Source organism: Gilvibacter sp. (assembly GCF_965601605.1).
Classification (GTDB): Bacteria; Bacteroidota; Bacteroidia; order Flavobacteriales; family Flavobacteriaceae; genus Gilvibacter.
In genome coordinates, this window is the sequence record NZ_CBFCWJ010000012.1 from 80,860 (window position 1) to 94,416 (window position 13,557).

Genomic DNA, 13,557 nt, shown 5'->3' on the forward strand with positions numbered 1-13,557 from the left:
TTATAAAGGCTTTAGATTCAACATGTTCAAATTCCAGGTTCCGGTTTGACTGTATCTGATAAAACCAGATTCCACCACCAATGGGGATTCTGTGTTGTTGGTATACAGGCTGCCCGTTCCCAGACCTTGGGGCAAGATAGTTCTTTTTGAAAAGGTATATTGACAAATTGCGTTTAAACCGATATTGCTTTCTAAGGCGGAAGTGATCCACCAGGGAATGTCATGCTTTGCTGCAGCAGCGATCCACCCGTCTGTGGCCGCAAAACCACCCAGCAGACTCGGTTTAAAGATCAAATATTGTGGTTTGATGATCTCGAGCATTCGCTCTTGTTTTGCCGCATCATGCATCCCTATGAGTTCTTCATCCAAAGCGATCGGTAGCGGAGTGTGCTCGCAAATGGCTGCCATGGCCTCCCATTGTTTAGGCTTTATGGGTTGTTCGATGGAGTGCAGTTCAAATTCCACCAGTCGGTGCAATTTATCCAAGGCCTGTTCAGGAGTAAAGGCACCGTTAGCATCAACGCGCAATTCAATAGTCTTCGCATCAAAGCGATCTCTAATGTGTTTGAGAATATTGAGCTCTTGCTGAAAATCAATAGCGCCGATCTTCATTTTAATACAGTCAAAACCAGCCTCTAATTTCTCTTCGATCTGCGCGGTCATGAATTCCGGGCTACCCATCCAAATAAGTCCATTTATGGGAATAGGTGTTTCTTTTTGTGTAAAATCCGAAGGGAAGAGTTCATAAGGATTATCACTGCGGAGCGACGCCAATGCGATCTCTAAGCCAAACCGGATGGACGGAAATTCTACCAGCTCAGCCATTAGATAACTCAGATCTTCATTAATGTTTTTGCAAAGCCAATCCAGCTTAGTTTCATAGTCAGGGCGGTCATCTATACTTAAGCCACGAAGCAATGCGCATTCACCGATGCCCCAACGCTCCCCGTCTTTAAGCTGAAGAAAATAGGATTGCTTTTGGGTCAATATCCCTCGAGAAGTCCCGCTAGGCCTTTTAAAATCTAAAATGTAGGATTGATAACTGGCTTTCATTTAAACAGTCAATGATCCGCCAATCGGTAAGAGTTCCAGTTGCTTATTCGCTGCCGCAAAGGCATCACGAGCTGCTTGCTGATCGATCTCGATATAACCAAAGGTATCGTAATGCACGCCCAAGACACGGTCACACTGCACAAAGTCACTGGCGTGCACAGCATCGTGATAACCCATGGTAAAGTTATCCCCTATTGGAAAAATGGCTAAGTCTAGTTTGTATTCCATTGGGATGAGCTTCATGTCCATAGTCAAGGCAGTATCGCCGGCTACATAAATGGTCTTGCCATCAACCTCAATGACAAAACCTCCGGGCTCGCCTCCGTAAGTACCATCTGCAAATCCACTGGTATGCACAGCAGCAACATACTTGACACGACCAAAATCAAAACTCCAATGTCCGCCGTGATTCATAGGGTGAACAGGAATGTCTTTTGCACCGTAGTGCATGGCAATTTCATAATTCGATACAATAGTAGCTCCCGTGCGATTGGCCAAGGCCTCAGCATCTAAAACGTGGTCTTGGTGGGCGTGAGTAAGCAGAATAAAATCTGCTTCTATGGAATCGAGAATGGATTTGTCTTCAATGAGTGGATTTCCATTAATAAAGGGATCTATCACGATGTTGTGCGAACTGGTCTTTATTACCAAGGTGTTGTGCCCCAAATATTGAATTTGCATGCTGGCTGTTGTTTTGACCTAAAGATACGCACTCTTGGCTTAGGAAACCAAGTGGGAGATCAGTAAAAGCAGTGCGTATAAAAAGGTGGAAAGTGCGACTACTTTTAACTGTGGATCGAGTTTTTTATGATCGGCTGTATTTCTTACAGCAACTAGATGTTTATTGAGCAAAACCACAGCAACAAAGGGCAATAAACTCCAATAACTTAACTGCTCCCAATTGAGGTAAATTGCCACCACAGCAGCAAGACTTCCGCCCAAAATCAAAAAGGTGTGATAGTTTAAACTACCGCTTTTACCCAGTTTTACAGCTAAGGTATTCTTGCCTACTTTGGCGTCGCTCTCGCGATCTCGCATATTGTTGAGATTCAATACTGCAGCGCTCCAAAGCCCTATTGCAATAGCAGGTAAGAAGGCGTAAGTGTCCAATTGTTTGGCATAAAGAAAATAACCCCCAACCACACTCACCAATCCAAAGAATAAAAAAACAAAAACATCGCCCAGACCTCGATATCCATAGGCAGAATCTCCTACTGTGTATTTAACAGCGGCGATAATTGCCGCTACACCTAAGACCAAAAACACAATGCCATAAAGCAGTTGCTCCAACCCAAAGGCACGATAAATCAAGCCTACGGCCAAGGCCAAGGTAATCAAAGCGGTGATGAGCATTCCCTTTTTAAGAGCTGCAGCAGTGAGCGCTCCACTTTGCATGGCGCGCATGGGTCCTACCCGATCTTCATTGTCGGTTCCTTTTACGCCGTCTCCGTAGTCATTGGCAAAATTAGAAAGTACCTGAAACCCAATTGCGGTAAAGAGTGAACCGAGAAAAATAATGGGATCAAATAGATCAGCTCTTATCGCCAAACCAGCCGCTGCAATAATGCCCGCAACTGAAAGCGGCAAGGTGCGCAAGCGCGCAGCACTGATCCAAGCTTTGGTGGTAGTCATAAGGTGTTTTTGCAAAAATACGGTAAAAAAAATCCGCCCCACACTTTCGTGATGAGGCGAATTCAATAAACAGCAGATTTGGTAAAACTAGTTCTTAAGCAAACGCTGTATCTGTCCGTTTTGATCTTGGATTAGGTAAACGCCAGTCTGTAAGCCAGAAGCATCAAAGTATGCCTGTTGCTTAAGTTGTACGATCAATCTTCCTTGAATGTCGTAAATGGTGTAATCTCCAGGGGTGCTAAAGAAAACCGTGCTGGTTGTAGGATTTGGATGGATGGTGAATTTATCGTCAGCAGTTTGGAACTCGTCCACACTCAAAACATTATCTAGAGACCAAATGCTCAAAGTAGCGCTCTCCTCGTTAGAGATCACTAAATGTGCAATACCCGTAGGGCTTTGCTCACCGGAAACATAAACCACACCTTCTGGTGCTAAATCACCAGATTCATCATCTCCGGGTACAGCTCCACGAGAGTTATTGTACTCAATGAATACCGGGTTGTTAGGGTCTGTAATGTCATAAGTCATAAAACCTCCAATTCGCTCCAATAGAACAAAGGCGTAAAAAGAAGTTCCGATCTCTGCAACAACTACACCTTCTGGTTCAGGCCCTTTATTGTCTGAACGGTTCTTGAAGTTGTTATTGCTGTTGCTAGCATTAAAGATTCCTCCGTATACTGGATCTGCCGCAGTGATCACTTCAAAGTCGTTTCCGCTGTCAAAGACCTGTGCTCCAGTGTTTGCATTGTAAATACTGAAAGAACGCGCTCCGTAAACGTGAATCTCTTCAAATTCTCCGTCTCCGTCTGTATCTCCAGAGGCGTTAGAAACATTGATCTCTGCCAAATTAGATTCTAGCTCTAAAATGTCAATATCACTAAATACTGCTGGATCTAAAGTGTATTCGTCATCGTCTATCTTGAATTCTTCTTCGTAAGTATCATACTCACGTGCATCACCTTCATTGGCGGTAACGATATACCCTGTTCCTCCTACTTCATAGAAATCGATGGCATCTGGCATATACATTCCAAAAATTGGCCAACTCGCATTGAATACAAAATCGGTCTCGTCAGAAACGTCCAAAGAGTTTTGAGGCAAACTGTGATCTTTCAATCCGAAGCTAAATAGATCCGTCACCGTATTTGTGTTCAAATCAACAACAGCATAGGCATTGTTCTCTTGACACACCACATAAGCGGTCTGGCTGTCGTTAGCAACGGTAATGTACTCTGGCTCTAAATCTTGAGAAGCATTAGCTCCAGGGCCGTAAATACGAATGTTGGCTGCATTTAAAGCCGCTTCCGTACCGTCAAAAGCGTTGAAGTCAATAATCGCCACATCTGAATCATCAATAGATCCAAGACCTCCGGTAACATCAATCACAGCAATGCTCCCTTCTGGGTCAATGGAGTAATCATCATTGGGCTCTCCTTCATTAGCTACCAAAACTTTGGTTCCGTCAGGGGTAAAGGTCAACATATCAGGCAGGGCTCCAACAGTTACTGTAGATTGAGAACCTCCATCTGTGTCCATAAATAATACCACTCCTGGATCTGTGGCAGGATCGGCAGCAATGGCTGCAGCGACTATTCCGTTGTTTACCGCTACGGACTGAACGCCGTCGCCAAAACCAGATACATCAACAGTGGTAATTGAGGAAATATTTGAGGGATCACTAAAATCTAGGATCTCTACACTGTTGGAATTGGTTACAAATAAGCGCTGCGTATCTGGATCATAAGCAGTGATCTCTGCAGTTCCAGATCCGTCAACCAAATAACTGTCCACAAAGTTGATGTCCAAAACAGCAGGGTCCGCACTAGGAACCACGGTGTCGTCATCTAAAATGTAGATCGCGGTTAGGTCATCCTCATCTATAGAAACTCCTAATGGATTTTGCAATTCTAGCACAAAAAACACATCACTTCCGTCATCCGTATTATTGATAATTGGAATGTTGAGTGCTTGCGGAGCTGAAATCCCTGAAGGAAAGGTTACAGTTTGAGTGGCAGCATAAGTAAAATCAGCTCCTTCTGCAGCAGTTCCACCAGAAACCAATACTACATCCACAGTCACATCAGCAGCAGGTGCTTCTGCAATTGCTACTTCTACTTCAATGCTTCCACCGTCTTCCGGAACTGAATTAAAAGGCAAGGTAAAACTTGCTGCTGGAGGAACTTCCTCGCCAGTAAAGACCACATTGTCCATATAAACCGCTTCTGAAGAAGAGTTGGTGCGAACTTCAAAGACCAACTCAGCTTGAGCGTTGTCTGGCAAACTAACACTTAAGTTTTGCCAAGCGCCTTCAATGGCTAAGTCATTAATGTCAGAACCTGTAGTATCTAAAAGATCGTACTCGGTACCGTCTGTCATATCAACCACATAAACTCGGATACGGTCAGAACCGCTTTCATTCAGAGTTCCATCGCCTTCATAACCGGTGCTGTTAATAAATAGGTCCAAGGACACTTCATTGTTGGTGAATCCACCCATGTCTACAAGATCAAAAGTGGTGATCATGTTTCCGTCGGAATCAGAGATCTGGTAGCCTTGAGTCCCGTCGGTGTAAGCACCTACAGCTCCTGTAAAATCAGTTACACCCACAAAGTCACCATCTGTAAGGCCAGAACCTGGAGTGTCGTAAGGTTCGTAAACGGCGTCAAAACCGAGTTCAGTAGCTGCCGCTACATAGTCCACTAAGGGCTCTCCCGCATTGTTCACAAGATCATGAGCCACAGCAGCATCACCGGTATCTGTATATGAACCGCCAACAGCGGCAGGCTCTTCAAAACTGGTACCGGCAATAACAGTACCTACGCCAGCATCCTGCCCGTAAGCAAAGATCCCGCCGAGTAATAATAAGGTCGTTGTAATTTTTTTCATGTCAATTTGATAAATATTGTTGGATTTAAATCAGCCTAAAATTACCGCCGTAAAGCGGCTTGAACTTTAGAAGAATATTACCCTATTGTGATTAATGGCTGGCTTACTAACAGTTTGCCAACGCTTTTTTTAAGAAATGGTAAAAACAAGGTTATCTGAATTTGCGTACCTTTAAATCGAACAACTTAACTGACTTTTATGAGCGTATCTAAAAACTACCAAACTGGTCTTTTGGTATTGCGTGTGGGTATGTCCGCCCTCATGCTCTTTCACGGAATTCCCAAACTGATGAATTTGTTTCAAGGCGATATGAGCTTTGGCGATCCCTTAGGAATAGGTTCTACCTTGAGTTTTATTCTCACGGTTTTTGCTGAGGCGATCTGTCCTATATTGATCATTCTTGGTCTCAGAACCCGTTTGGCTGCCATTCCAGTGATCATCACAATGGCCGTTGCCGCATTTATTGTTCACGGTAACGATCCGTTTGCCAATATGGAAAAGGCCTTATTATACTTGGTTGGTTTTACCGCTATTGCCTTGATGGGTGGCGGAAAGTACACCATAAAACAACTCTTTTAGTCCTTGAGCGGCCGGATATTCAAACTCTCTAAATTAGACGCGATGCGCAAAGGCAAAGTCGGGAAATACCTTTTATATGCTTTAGGCGAAATCATCTTAGTAGTAGCGGGTATTTTGATCGCTTTGGCCATCAATAACGCCAACGAGAAGAAAAAGGAGCGCGAGGAACTCTTAGCGATATTTTCTGATGTCAAGGCCGATCTGATCATAGACACCACCTTGGTGGGGCGTATTATTCCTTATTATGAAGCACGTGAAAAACTTGCCGACAGTATTGTAAAAGGACCGTTTACCCGTGAGAATTATGAGGAGTGCAATGATTGCCATTCTATAATCACCACTTACGTTCCTTTCAAGCTCAACGATAAAGGCTATGGACAGCTCCGCAGCTTCAATCAGAGTAAAGAGAATAGAGACTCTCTGGCCATTGAACTGGTACAGTTTTACAGTGGATTTATAGATGTCATTGATGAGATCTCTTCACGCGTAGAGGCCGACACCTATGAGACCTTGGAGCACTGGCGTAACACCCAACCCTGGTTTGCGGAGATATTAAGCGGAAAACTACCCGAAGAGTATCTGGAGTATATTACCAATGACCCTGAATACCGCAACCGTGTAGCCTTCTTTAATGTCATTGCTTGTAAAAATCTGCTGCCTGCTTTAAAGCAATATAAAGGGCAAGCCAAGCTCGCTTTAGAAAAAATTGACGAGCGCCTACTTCCAGAGTCTATCGAATAAAAGAAGATTAGTCGAAAATAGTGATCAGCAGTTCTTTTAAAAGATCTGCCTGACTCATATTGTGGGCTCCCACTCCTTTGCTTTTCATATCCACTTTGCGAATTCCTTTGATTATTGCGCTGACGCGTTTCATAGGATAGTTGCGTGCAGCCGTTTGGTAATCGCGAATGAAATAAGGATTCACTCCCAAAACCTTAGGCGCCGCAGACGGATCGGGCAAAGCGTGATATTTGAGTAGTTTATTGAAAAAACTGTACAGCAGCGCTACAGTCATTACCAGCGGATGGTTCTTAGGGTTCTGTGCAAAGTGATTGGCAATGTGGTAGGCCTTTTTAATATTGCGCTCTCCTATGGCTTTTTGCAACTCAAAATTGTTGAAATCCTTGCTGATCCCAATGTTTTCCTCAATGATCTCTGGACTGATCTCTGTACCCACTGGAACAATGAGCTGTAGTTTTTCCAACTCGTTATTGATCTTGGAAAGATCAGTACCAATGAATTCCACGAGCATTTGCGCCGCCTTTGGAGCTATGCTGTAGCCACGACCTTTAAGTACTCGTCGGATCCAATCTGGAACTTGATTTTCATAGAGTTTTTTACTCGTGAAGAGTTCGCCACTTTTACCGAGAGTCTTGTACAGCTTTTTGCGCTTATCTAGTGTCTTGTATTTATAACAGATCACCAGCACTGTTGTGGGCTGCGGATTCTCCGCATAGGCAGCCAACTGCTCGATAGTGCGTGAAAGGTCCTGAGCCTCTTTAACAATAACCACCTGGCGGTCTGCCATCATGGGAAAGCGTTTGGCCTGCCCCACAATATCATCAATGCTCACATCACGGCCGTAGAGGATCATTTGATTGAAGTCTCTCTGGGAAGGATCTAAGGCATTCTCTTCAATGAAATCAGCAATCTGATCGATATAATAGGCCTCCTCACCCATCAAAAAATAAATGGGTTTGAAATTACCGCTTCTAATATCGGTCACTATGCATTTTACGTCATCCATCTCAAAAAAAAACTGCACCTTTGTTCCATGCAGCCTTTGGCGTTTCCTCCATACGAGTTCCGATTCAAAAATACCAAAAATAAGCCCGGAGTATTTGATGTGATCCGAAAAAAATTTGTGGTCCTCACCCCGGAGGAATGGGTGCGTCAACACTGTGTTCATTTTTTACATCAAGAAAAGGGATACCCTTTGAGTTTGATCAATGTGGAAAAGCAACTGGAAGTGAGCGGCTTAAAGAAACGATACGATGTGGTGGTGTTTCATCCCGATGGGAAAATTAGGGTTTTGGTGGAATGTAAAGCGCCTTCTGTAGCAATCAATCAAGATACTTTTGATCAGATAGCGCGATACAATTTAGCCTTGAGTGCAGACCTACTGATGGTCACCAATGGCTTATCCCATTATTACTGTCAGCTCGACTACACCAACAGCCGATATAATTTCCTACCAGAACTGCCTTCGTATAACTAACTTTGCAAACGTGAAAGTCGCTGTAGTCATATTGAACTGGAACGGACGCCAACTGTTGGAGACCTATTTGCCTTCTGTGGTGGCGCATAGCGCTGAAGCTCACATTTACGTGGCCGACAATGCTTCCACAGACGATTCAGTGGCTTTTCTAAAGGAACAGTATCCGCAGATCACTTTAATACAAAACCCGACCAACAGCGGCTACGCTGGGGGTTACAATGAAGCCCTAAAGCAGGTAGATGAACCGCTTTGGGTACTGCTCAACAGTGATGTGGAAGTAAGTCCGAATTGGCTCGACCCTGTCATTGAGGCTTTTCAAATCAACGACCAACTCGCCGCTGCACAGCCCAAGATCTTGGATCACAGCAATCCCGACCATTTTGAATACGCTGGAGCTGCTGGTGGCTTTATTGACAAATACGGCTATCCGTATTGCCGCGGACGTATTTTTGACACCCTTGAAAAAGATGAAGGTCAATACAATTCAACCATCGATATCTTTTGGGCCACAGGTGCTTGCTTATTCATTACCAAGGAAGCTTTTAAAACTGCCGGAGGTTTTGACGAGCGCTTTTTTGCTCATATGGAGGAGATTGATCTTTGCTGGCGCTTGTTTCATTTAGGCCGAGAAGTGAAGTGCATTCCTCAGAGTTCAGTTTACCATTTAGGTGGAGGAACCTTACCCAGCATGCATCCCAAAAAGACCTATTACAACTTTAGAAACTCCCTGTACTGCCTGGCCAAAAACCTCAACGGATTCACAGCTAAAAAGCGCATTTTTGTTCGAATGGTTCTTGACGGTGTTGCTGCCCTGCGGTTTTTGATCAAAGGGCAATTTGGTCATGTGAGCGCGATCTTTAGGGCTCACATGGACTTTTACAGAAACTACAGCGATATAACCAAAACAAAGCCAGATACTTACAACACTCAAAACTACTACGTTATTAACAGTGTAGTGTGGAAGTATTTTGTTTCTGGGCTGCGCACTTTTAGCAAGCTTTAACTACCTTTACCTAAAGTATTGTTAAGGATTTTTAGCAAAGCTGCATAACAACTAATTTTACGTAACTAAACTGAGATTTATGAAGAAAATAGCATTAATTGCCGCCATTGCCCTTACCGCGGTATCCTGTGTATCTAAAAAACAATACGCAGAACTAGAAGCCAAACAACGCAACACAGAAGATTTATTGAATTCAGCTACCGTTAAACTCAACAGCTGTCTAGAAGAAAAAGCGGGACTCACTGCCCGAGCCAATTCTTTGGAATCACAAGTTGCTTCTTTAAACGCTACTAACGGAGATCTTATCAAGCAGATCGGGGAGTTTACCACACTTACCCAACAAGGTGCTGCTAACTTGGAAAGATCATTGGAGAGCTTAAAAGAGAAGGATTTGACCATTCGCAAGCTTCAAGATGCAGTTACTCGTAGAGATTCTGTAAACCTCGCTTTGGTTCAGAGCCTTAAAGGAGTGCTTGGAAACTTGGATGATGAAGATATCGAAGTTAGTGTAGAGAAAGGTGTGGTTTACGTAAACATCTCTGACAAACTCCTATTCAAGAGTGGAAGCTATGCCATTACCGAGCGTGCCAAAGAAGTTCTCGGAAAAGTGGCTAAGGTTGTTAATAACAAACCTGATTTTGAATTCTTAGTAGAAGGTCATACGGATACTGATCCTATCAGTCGTTCTGGAGTGAAAGACAACTGGGATTTGAGTGTGCTTCGCGCAACAGCGGTAGTAAGATTACTGCAAGACGAATTCGGAGTTGATCCTAAACGCATGACTGCAGGAGGTCGTTCAGAATACATTCCGGTAGCACCGAATGATTCCCCAGAAGGAAAAGCTAGAAACCGACGTACACGTATTGTAGTACTGCCTAAGATTGATCAGTTCTACAACATGATTGAAGACGGACTTAAAGATCCTGCGATCAATAACTAGTTCGTTCAAACACAAAGCATAAACCGCGCCATCGAGCGCGGTTTTTTTATGCGAATACCTTATCTTTAAGGAAGGTCACTTTTCGAAGTAACCGCGGCTTAAAAATAACAACATGAGTGAACAAGAATTTGAAACCATCTACTCCGGAACAGAAGTTCGCGTGATCCTCCTAAAAGGATTGTTAGAGCAAGCAGGAATCGATGCCATGGTACAAAATGACTACCAAGCCGGCATCACTGCTGGATTTGGTGGCGGTACTCCAAACACTGTTAGATTGAAGGTACATCAAGATGATCTTGATAAGGCCAAAGCTATTGTGGAAGATTTTATAAACAACCAACAGACCGATGAAGCTTAAAACACTACTACTGCTGGCTTTGATACTTGGATGTCAAACCAGCTTTTCCCAAGACCAAACGGATCAGCTCACTAAAGTAGAAAGCATTGATGCAACGATCGCTACGCTTTACGGAGTGATCAGTGGAGAAAAAGGTGAAGCGCGTGATTGGGAGCTCTTTAAATATCTTTTTAAAGAGGAGGCTAAATTGATCTTTTCGGCCAAAACCAAGGACGGCGGTTATCAAGTCGTTTATATGAGTCCTGATGATTATATCAAACGCTCTGGGGCCTGGTTGGTAGAAAACGGCTTTTACGAAAAAGAGATCGGCAGGCAGGAAGATCGTTTTGGGACCATAGCCCAAGTTTTCAGTACCTATGAATCCTTCCGCTCCAAAAAGGACTCTGAGCCCTTTATGCGCGGCATCAATAGTATTCAATTGCAATTTGACGGCAGTCGTTGGTGGATCGTAAACATCTATTGGACGCAAGAAACGCCTGAGAATCCGATCCCAGCGGAATATATTCAAAACAGACCCTAAGGCCGTATGAGTTTGAATCGATCGCTGATTTTTGAATTGCTCCAAATTGCTTTGGCAGTTTGTTTGGCAAGCATTGGACTTAAAGCATTTTTATTACCCAATGGCTTTTTAGATGGTGGCGTAACAGGTATTGCCATTTTAGTTTCTGAGCTGTTTCAGGTAGAGCTCTCCTACACCCTACCCATCATTACCATACCGTTCTTTGTCATTGGCTGGTTCACTGTAGCGCGCAAGATCTTGATCAAATCAATCTTTTCTGTGCTGCTTTTAGCCGTAGTGATTCACTTTGAGAATTTTCAATCCATCACGGATGACAAACTAATCATCTCCATTTTTGGCGGTCTCTTTTTAGGCGCCGGAATTGGCTTAGCCATTAAAAACGGTTCCGTTTTGGACGGTTCGGAGATCTTTGGAATCTATATCAATGAAAAATGGGGCCTCAGTATTGGACGGGTAATTTTGGTGTTCAATATTGTCCTATTTGGAATCACAGCTTTCCTGCTTTCTGTGGAGGTGGCCCTCTACTCTATTTTGACCTATATCGTTACCGCCAAGGCCATAGACTATACCATAGAAGGATTTGAGGATCATGTAGGACTGATGATTGTCTCTGAACATCCAGAAATTCTAAGAGAAGCTTTCACAGAAAAGATCGGTATTGGGATGACTGTCTATAAAGGCACCAAAGGTGTGGGGAGTCGCGGTGAAAAAGATGACGTAGAGATTATTCATTCGGTGATCAATCGTATTGACATTCGGCGCGTACAGCGTTTAATTGATAGTTTGGATCCCAATGCCTTTGTCATTGAGTTCGATGTAAACAACGTCCGCGGAGGCATATTGAGAAAATATCTGAGTCGGGATCCCTCCAAAAAATCAAACTAAAGATTATGAGAAATATACTTTTGGCAGTAGGTTTTATGCTGAGTTCACTCAGTCTGCAAGGGCAAGAGCTCATTGGAGCCTGGGAATATTATGGAACTACTCCCCAAGGGCAAGAAGTAAGACAGGTGGTCATTTTTGCCGATGGCTTTCAAGTGCTGACCATATACGATGCCAAGTCAGGTACGTTTATTCACACCAATGGTGGATTGTGGAGTAAAAAAGGAAACACCCTAACAGAAACGGTGGAATTCAATTCGGACAATCCAGAAGCGGTTGGAAACTCCATCAGTTTTGACATCCGTTTAACTGATAAAGAATTGCAGATCGTAGGTGATGATCGGGTTTTTACGCGCGTAGATGACGGAAGTCCGGGAGCGCTAAATGGAGCTTGGCTGATGTCTGGACGCAAGCGCAACGGAGAAATGCAAGAGCGGGACACCTCACGACCGAGAAAAACCATGAAGATTCTTTCTGGGACGCGTTTTCAATGGATCGCTTACAACACAGAGACCAAACAGTTCATGGCTACCGGTGGCGGCAGCTATACTACCGTTGATGGTAAATACACAGAAAATATTGAGTTCTTTTCCAGAGACGTATCCCGTGTGGGAGCCGCTTTGGAATTTGACTTTAAACTCGTAGACGGCCACTGGCACCATTCAGGGTTCTCTAGTAAAGGCGACCCACTATACGAGGTTTGGAGTGAGCGCAGTCCGCAGTAAAAAATTTAGCTATGAAAAAGACAATAGTACTGCTCTTACTTTTGACTCCGCTCTGGGGTTGCCAAGGGCAAACAGAGAAACAAGAAGGTCCATATACCTTTAAATCCGGTGACCGCAACGGGACCGGTAAATGGTATATGGGACGCGAGATTGCCTTTGTGATGGGCTTTCAAGGCATGGGTTGGCTGGAACGTCCGGAACGTGAAAAGGAAGAGAATGTCTCCGCGCTTATTGCCAATATGGAGATCGGCCCGGATGATGATATTGCAGATATAGGTGCTGGTTCTGGTTACCACGTTTTTAGAATGGCACCCTTAGCCAGTCAGGGAACGGTTTATGGCGTAGACATTCAAAATGAAATGTTGGCGGCCATGGAATACCGTATTGAAGCCCTTGAGGTAGATAACGTCACTTTGATCAAGTCCACAGAGAAGACCGCGAATCTTCCTAAAAACTCAGTAGATAAGGTGTTAATCGTAGATGTGTATCACGAATTCAGCTTTCCTGTAGAGATGATGGCCTCCATTTATGAGGCTATGCGCCCTGACGCTAAATTATATTTAATCGAGTACCGCGGAGAAGACCCAACTGTACCTATCAAAGAGACCCATAAAATGACGGAGGCTCAAGCGGTAAAAGAAATGGTAGCCGCAGGCTTTAAGTTGGTTGAGAATATAGGAAACTTGCCTTGGCAGCATTGTATGGTCTTTGCCAAGGCGAATTAAGAGGCTTTTATAAAAGAATTGTGATATTGTTGGCAA

General features: G+C 43.9%; 15 protein-coding genes. 10 read left to right on the plus strand and 5 right to left on the minus strand.

Annotated features, from left to right (window positions below):
- The 4 genes from ACSLP7_RS02910 to ACSLP7_RS02925 form a co-directional block, all read right to left on the minus strand.
- Nucleotides 1–1,053, minus strand: a complete 1,053-nt coding sequence (locus tag ACSLP7_RS02910; protein ID WP_435577920.1) for an o-succinylbenzoate synthase — start codon at nucleotides 1,051–1,053, stop codon at nucleotides 1–3.
- Nucleotides 1,054–1,734, minus strand: a complete 681-nt coding sequence (locus tag ACSLP7_RS02915) for a metal-dependent hydrolase (RefSeq protein ID WP_435577921.1) — start codon at nucleotides 1,732–1,734, stop codon at nucleotides 1,054–1,056.
- 39 nt (nucleotides 1,735–1,773) lie between these two features.
- Nucleotides 1,774–2,685: a 1,4-dihydroxy-2-naphthoate octaprenyltransferase gene (menA, locus tag ACSLP7_RS02920; RefSeq protein ID WP_435577922.1), complete on the minus strand. Its 912-nt coding sequence runs from the start codon at nucleotides 2,683–2,685 to the stop codon at nucleotides 1,774–1,776.
- Nucleotides 2,686–2,772: 87 nt separating this feature from the next.
- Complete coding sequence (locus tag ACSLP7_RS02925) at nucleotides 2,773–5,571, minus strand: choice-of-anchor I family protein (protein WP_435577923.1); 2,799 nt, start codon at nucleotides 5,569–5,571, stop codon at nucleotides 2,773–2,775.
- 198 nt (nucleotides 5,572–5,769) lie between these two features.
- Between ACSLP7_RS02925 and ACSLP7_RS02930 the strand changes: the two genes are divergently transcribed.
- Both ACSLP7_RS02930 and ACSLP7_RS02935 read left to right on the plus strand, forming a co-directional pair.
- Nucleotides 5,770–6,150: a DoxX family protein gene (locus ACSLP7_RS02930; protein WP_435577924.1), complete on the plus strand. Its 381-nt coding sequence runs from the start codon at nucleotides 5,770–5,772 to the stop codon at nucleotides 6,148–6,150.
- Between the two features lie 42 nt (nucleotides 6,151–6,192).
- A complete protein-coding gene (locus tag ACSLP7_RS02935; protein ID WP_435577925.1) occupies nucleotides 6,193–6,891 on the plus strand; it encodes a DUF6090 family protein in 699 nt (232 codons plus the stop codon).
- 7 nt (nucleotides 6,892–6,898) lie between these two features.
- Here the strand turns inward: ACSLP7_RS02935 and holA are convergent, their stop codons facing one another.
- Nucleotides 6,899–7,897, minus strand: a complete 999-nt coding sequence (gene holA / locus ACSLP7_RS02940; RefSeq protein WP_435577926.1) for a DNA polymerase III subunit delta — start codon at nucleotides 7,895–7,897, stop codon at nucleotides 6,899–6,901.
- Nucleotides 7,898–7,924: 27 nt separating this feature from the next.
- Here holA and ACSLP7_RS02945 point away from each other — a divergent pair, with 27 nt between their 5' ends.
- The 8 genes from ACSLP7_RS02945 (at nucleotide 7,925) to ACSLP7_RS02980 (ending at nucleotide 13,521) form a co-directional block, all read left to right on the plus strand.
- On the plus strand, nucleotides 7,925–8,368 hold the full coding sequence (locus ACSLP7_RS02945) for a type I restriction enzyme HsdR N-terminal domain-containing protein (RefSeq protein WP_435577927.1): 444 nt from the start codon (nucleotides 7,925–7,927) through the stop codon (nucleotides 8,366–8,368).
- 10 nt (nucleotides 8,369–8,378) lie between these two features.
- Complete coding sequence (locus tag ACSLP7_RS02950) at nucleotides 8,379–9,371, plus strand: glycosyltransferase family 2 protein (protein WP_435577928.1); 993 nt, start codon at nucleotides 8,379–8,381, stop codon at nucleotides 9,369–9,371.
- A gap of 79 nt (nucleotides 9,372–9,450) precedes the next feature.
- Nucleotides 9,451–10,311, plus strand: coding sequence for an OmpA/MotB family protein (locus ACSLP7_RS02955; RefSeq protein WP_435577929.1), 861 nt, complete (start codon nucleotides 9,451–9,453; stop codon nucleotides 10,309–10,311).
- Nucleotides 10,312–10,423: 112 nt separating this feature from the next.
- On the plus strand, nucleotides 10,424–10,669 hold the full coding sequence (locus ACSLP7_RS02960; RefSeq protein ID WP_435577930.1) for a DUF2007 domain-containing protein: 246 nt from the start codon (nucleotides 10,424–10,426) through the stop codon (nucleotides 10,667–10,669).
- Nucleotides 10,659–11,189, plus strand: a complete 531-nt coding sequence (locus tag ACSLP7_RS02965) for a hypothetical protein (RefSeq protein WP_435577931.1) — start codon at nucleotides 10,659–10,661, stop codon at nucleotides 11,187–11,189. Before ACSLP7_RS02960 ends, ACSLP7_RS02965 begins: the two co-directional genes overlap by 11 nt.
- Nucleotides 11,190–11,195: 6 nt before the next feature.
- Complete coding sequence (locus tag ACSLP7_RS02970) at nucleotides 11,196–12,074, plus strand: YitT family protein (protein ID WP_435577932.1); 879 nt, start codon at nucleotides 11,196–11,198, stop codon at nucleotides 12,072–12,074.
- A gap of 5 nt (nucleotides 12,075–12,079) precedes the next feature.
- Nucleotides 12,080–12,796: a membrane or secreted protein gene (locus tag ACSLP7_RS02975; protein ID WP_435577933.1), complete on the plus strand. Its 717-nt coding sequence runs from the start codon at nucleotides 12,080–12,082 to the stop codon at nucleotides 12,794–12,796.
- Between the two features lie 11 nt (nucleotides 12,797–12,807).
- Nucleotides 12,808–13,521: a class I SAM-dependent methyltransferase gene (locus ACSLP7_RS02980; protein WP_435577934.1), complete on the plus strand. Its 714-nt coding sequence runs from the start codon at nucleotides 12,808–12,810 to the stop codon at nucleotides 13,519–13,521.
- Nucleotides 13,522–13,557 lie beyond the last annotated feature (36 nt).

What these genes read in the sequence shown, in the direction of transcription:
- ACSLP7_RS02910 (WP_435577920.1), bottom strand. Translation starts at nt 1,053, where the DNA reads ATGAAAGCCAGTTATCAATCCTACATTTTAGATTTTAAAAGGCCTAGC.
- ACSLP7_RS02915 (WP_435577921.1), bottom strand. Translation starts at nt 1,734, where the DNA reads ATGCAAATTCAATATTTGGGGCACAACACCTTGGTAATAAAGACCAGT.
- menA (WP_435577922.1), bottom strand. Translation starts at nt 2,685, where the DNA reads ATGACTACCACCAAAGCTTGGATCAGTGCTGCGCGCTTGCGCACCTTG.
- ACSLP7_RS02925 (WP_435577923.1), bottom strand. Translation starts at nt 5,571, where the DNA reads ATGAAAAAAATTACAACGACCTTATTATTACTCGGCGGGATCTTTGCT.
- ACSLP7_RS02930 (WP_435577924.1), top strand. Translation starts at nt 5,770, where the DNA reads ATGAGCGTATCTAAAAACTACCAAACTGGTCTTTTGGTATTGCGTGTG.
- ACSLP7_RS02935 (WP_435577925.1), top strand. Translation starts at nt 6,193, where the DNA reads ATGCGCAAAGGCAAAGTCGGGAAATACCTTTTATATGCTTTAGGCGAA.
- holA (WP_435577926.1), bottom strand. Translation starts at nt 7,897, where the DNA reads ATGGATGACGTAAAATGCATAGTGACCGATATTAGAAGCGGTAATTTC.
- ACSLP7_RS02945 (WP_435577927.1), top strand. Translation starts at nt 7,925, where the DNA reads ATGCAGCCTTTGGCGTTTCCTCCATACGAGTTCCGATTCAAAAATACC.
- ACSLP7_RS02955 (WP_435577929.1), top strand. Translation starts at nt 9,451, where the DNA reads ATGAAGAAAATAGCATTAATTGCCGCCATTGCCCTTACCGCGGTATCC.
- ACSLP7_RS02960 (WP_435577930.1), top strand. Translation starts at nt 10,424, where the DNA reads ATGAGTGAACAAGAATTTGAAACCATCTACTCCGGAACAGAAGTTCGC.
- ACSLP7_RS02965 (WP_435577931.1), top strand. Translation starts at nt 10,659, where the DNA reads ATGAAGCTTAAAACACTACTACTGCTGGCTTTGATACTTGGATGTCAA.
- ACSLP7_RS02970 (WP_435577932.1), top strand. Translation starts at nt 11,196, where the DNA reads ATGAGTTTGAATCGATCGCTGATTTTTGAATTGCTCCAAATTGCTTTG.
- ACSLP7_RS02975 (WP_435577933.1), top strand. Translation starts at nt 12,080, where the DNA reads ATGAGAAATATACTTTTGGCAGTAGGTTTTATGCTGAGTTCACTCAGT.
- ACSLP7_RS02980 (WP_435577934.1), top strand. Translation starts at nt 12,808, where the DNA reads ATGAAAAAGACAATAGTACTGCTCTTACTTTTGACTCCGCTCTGGGGT.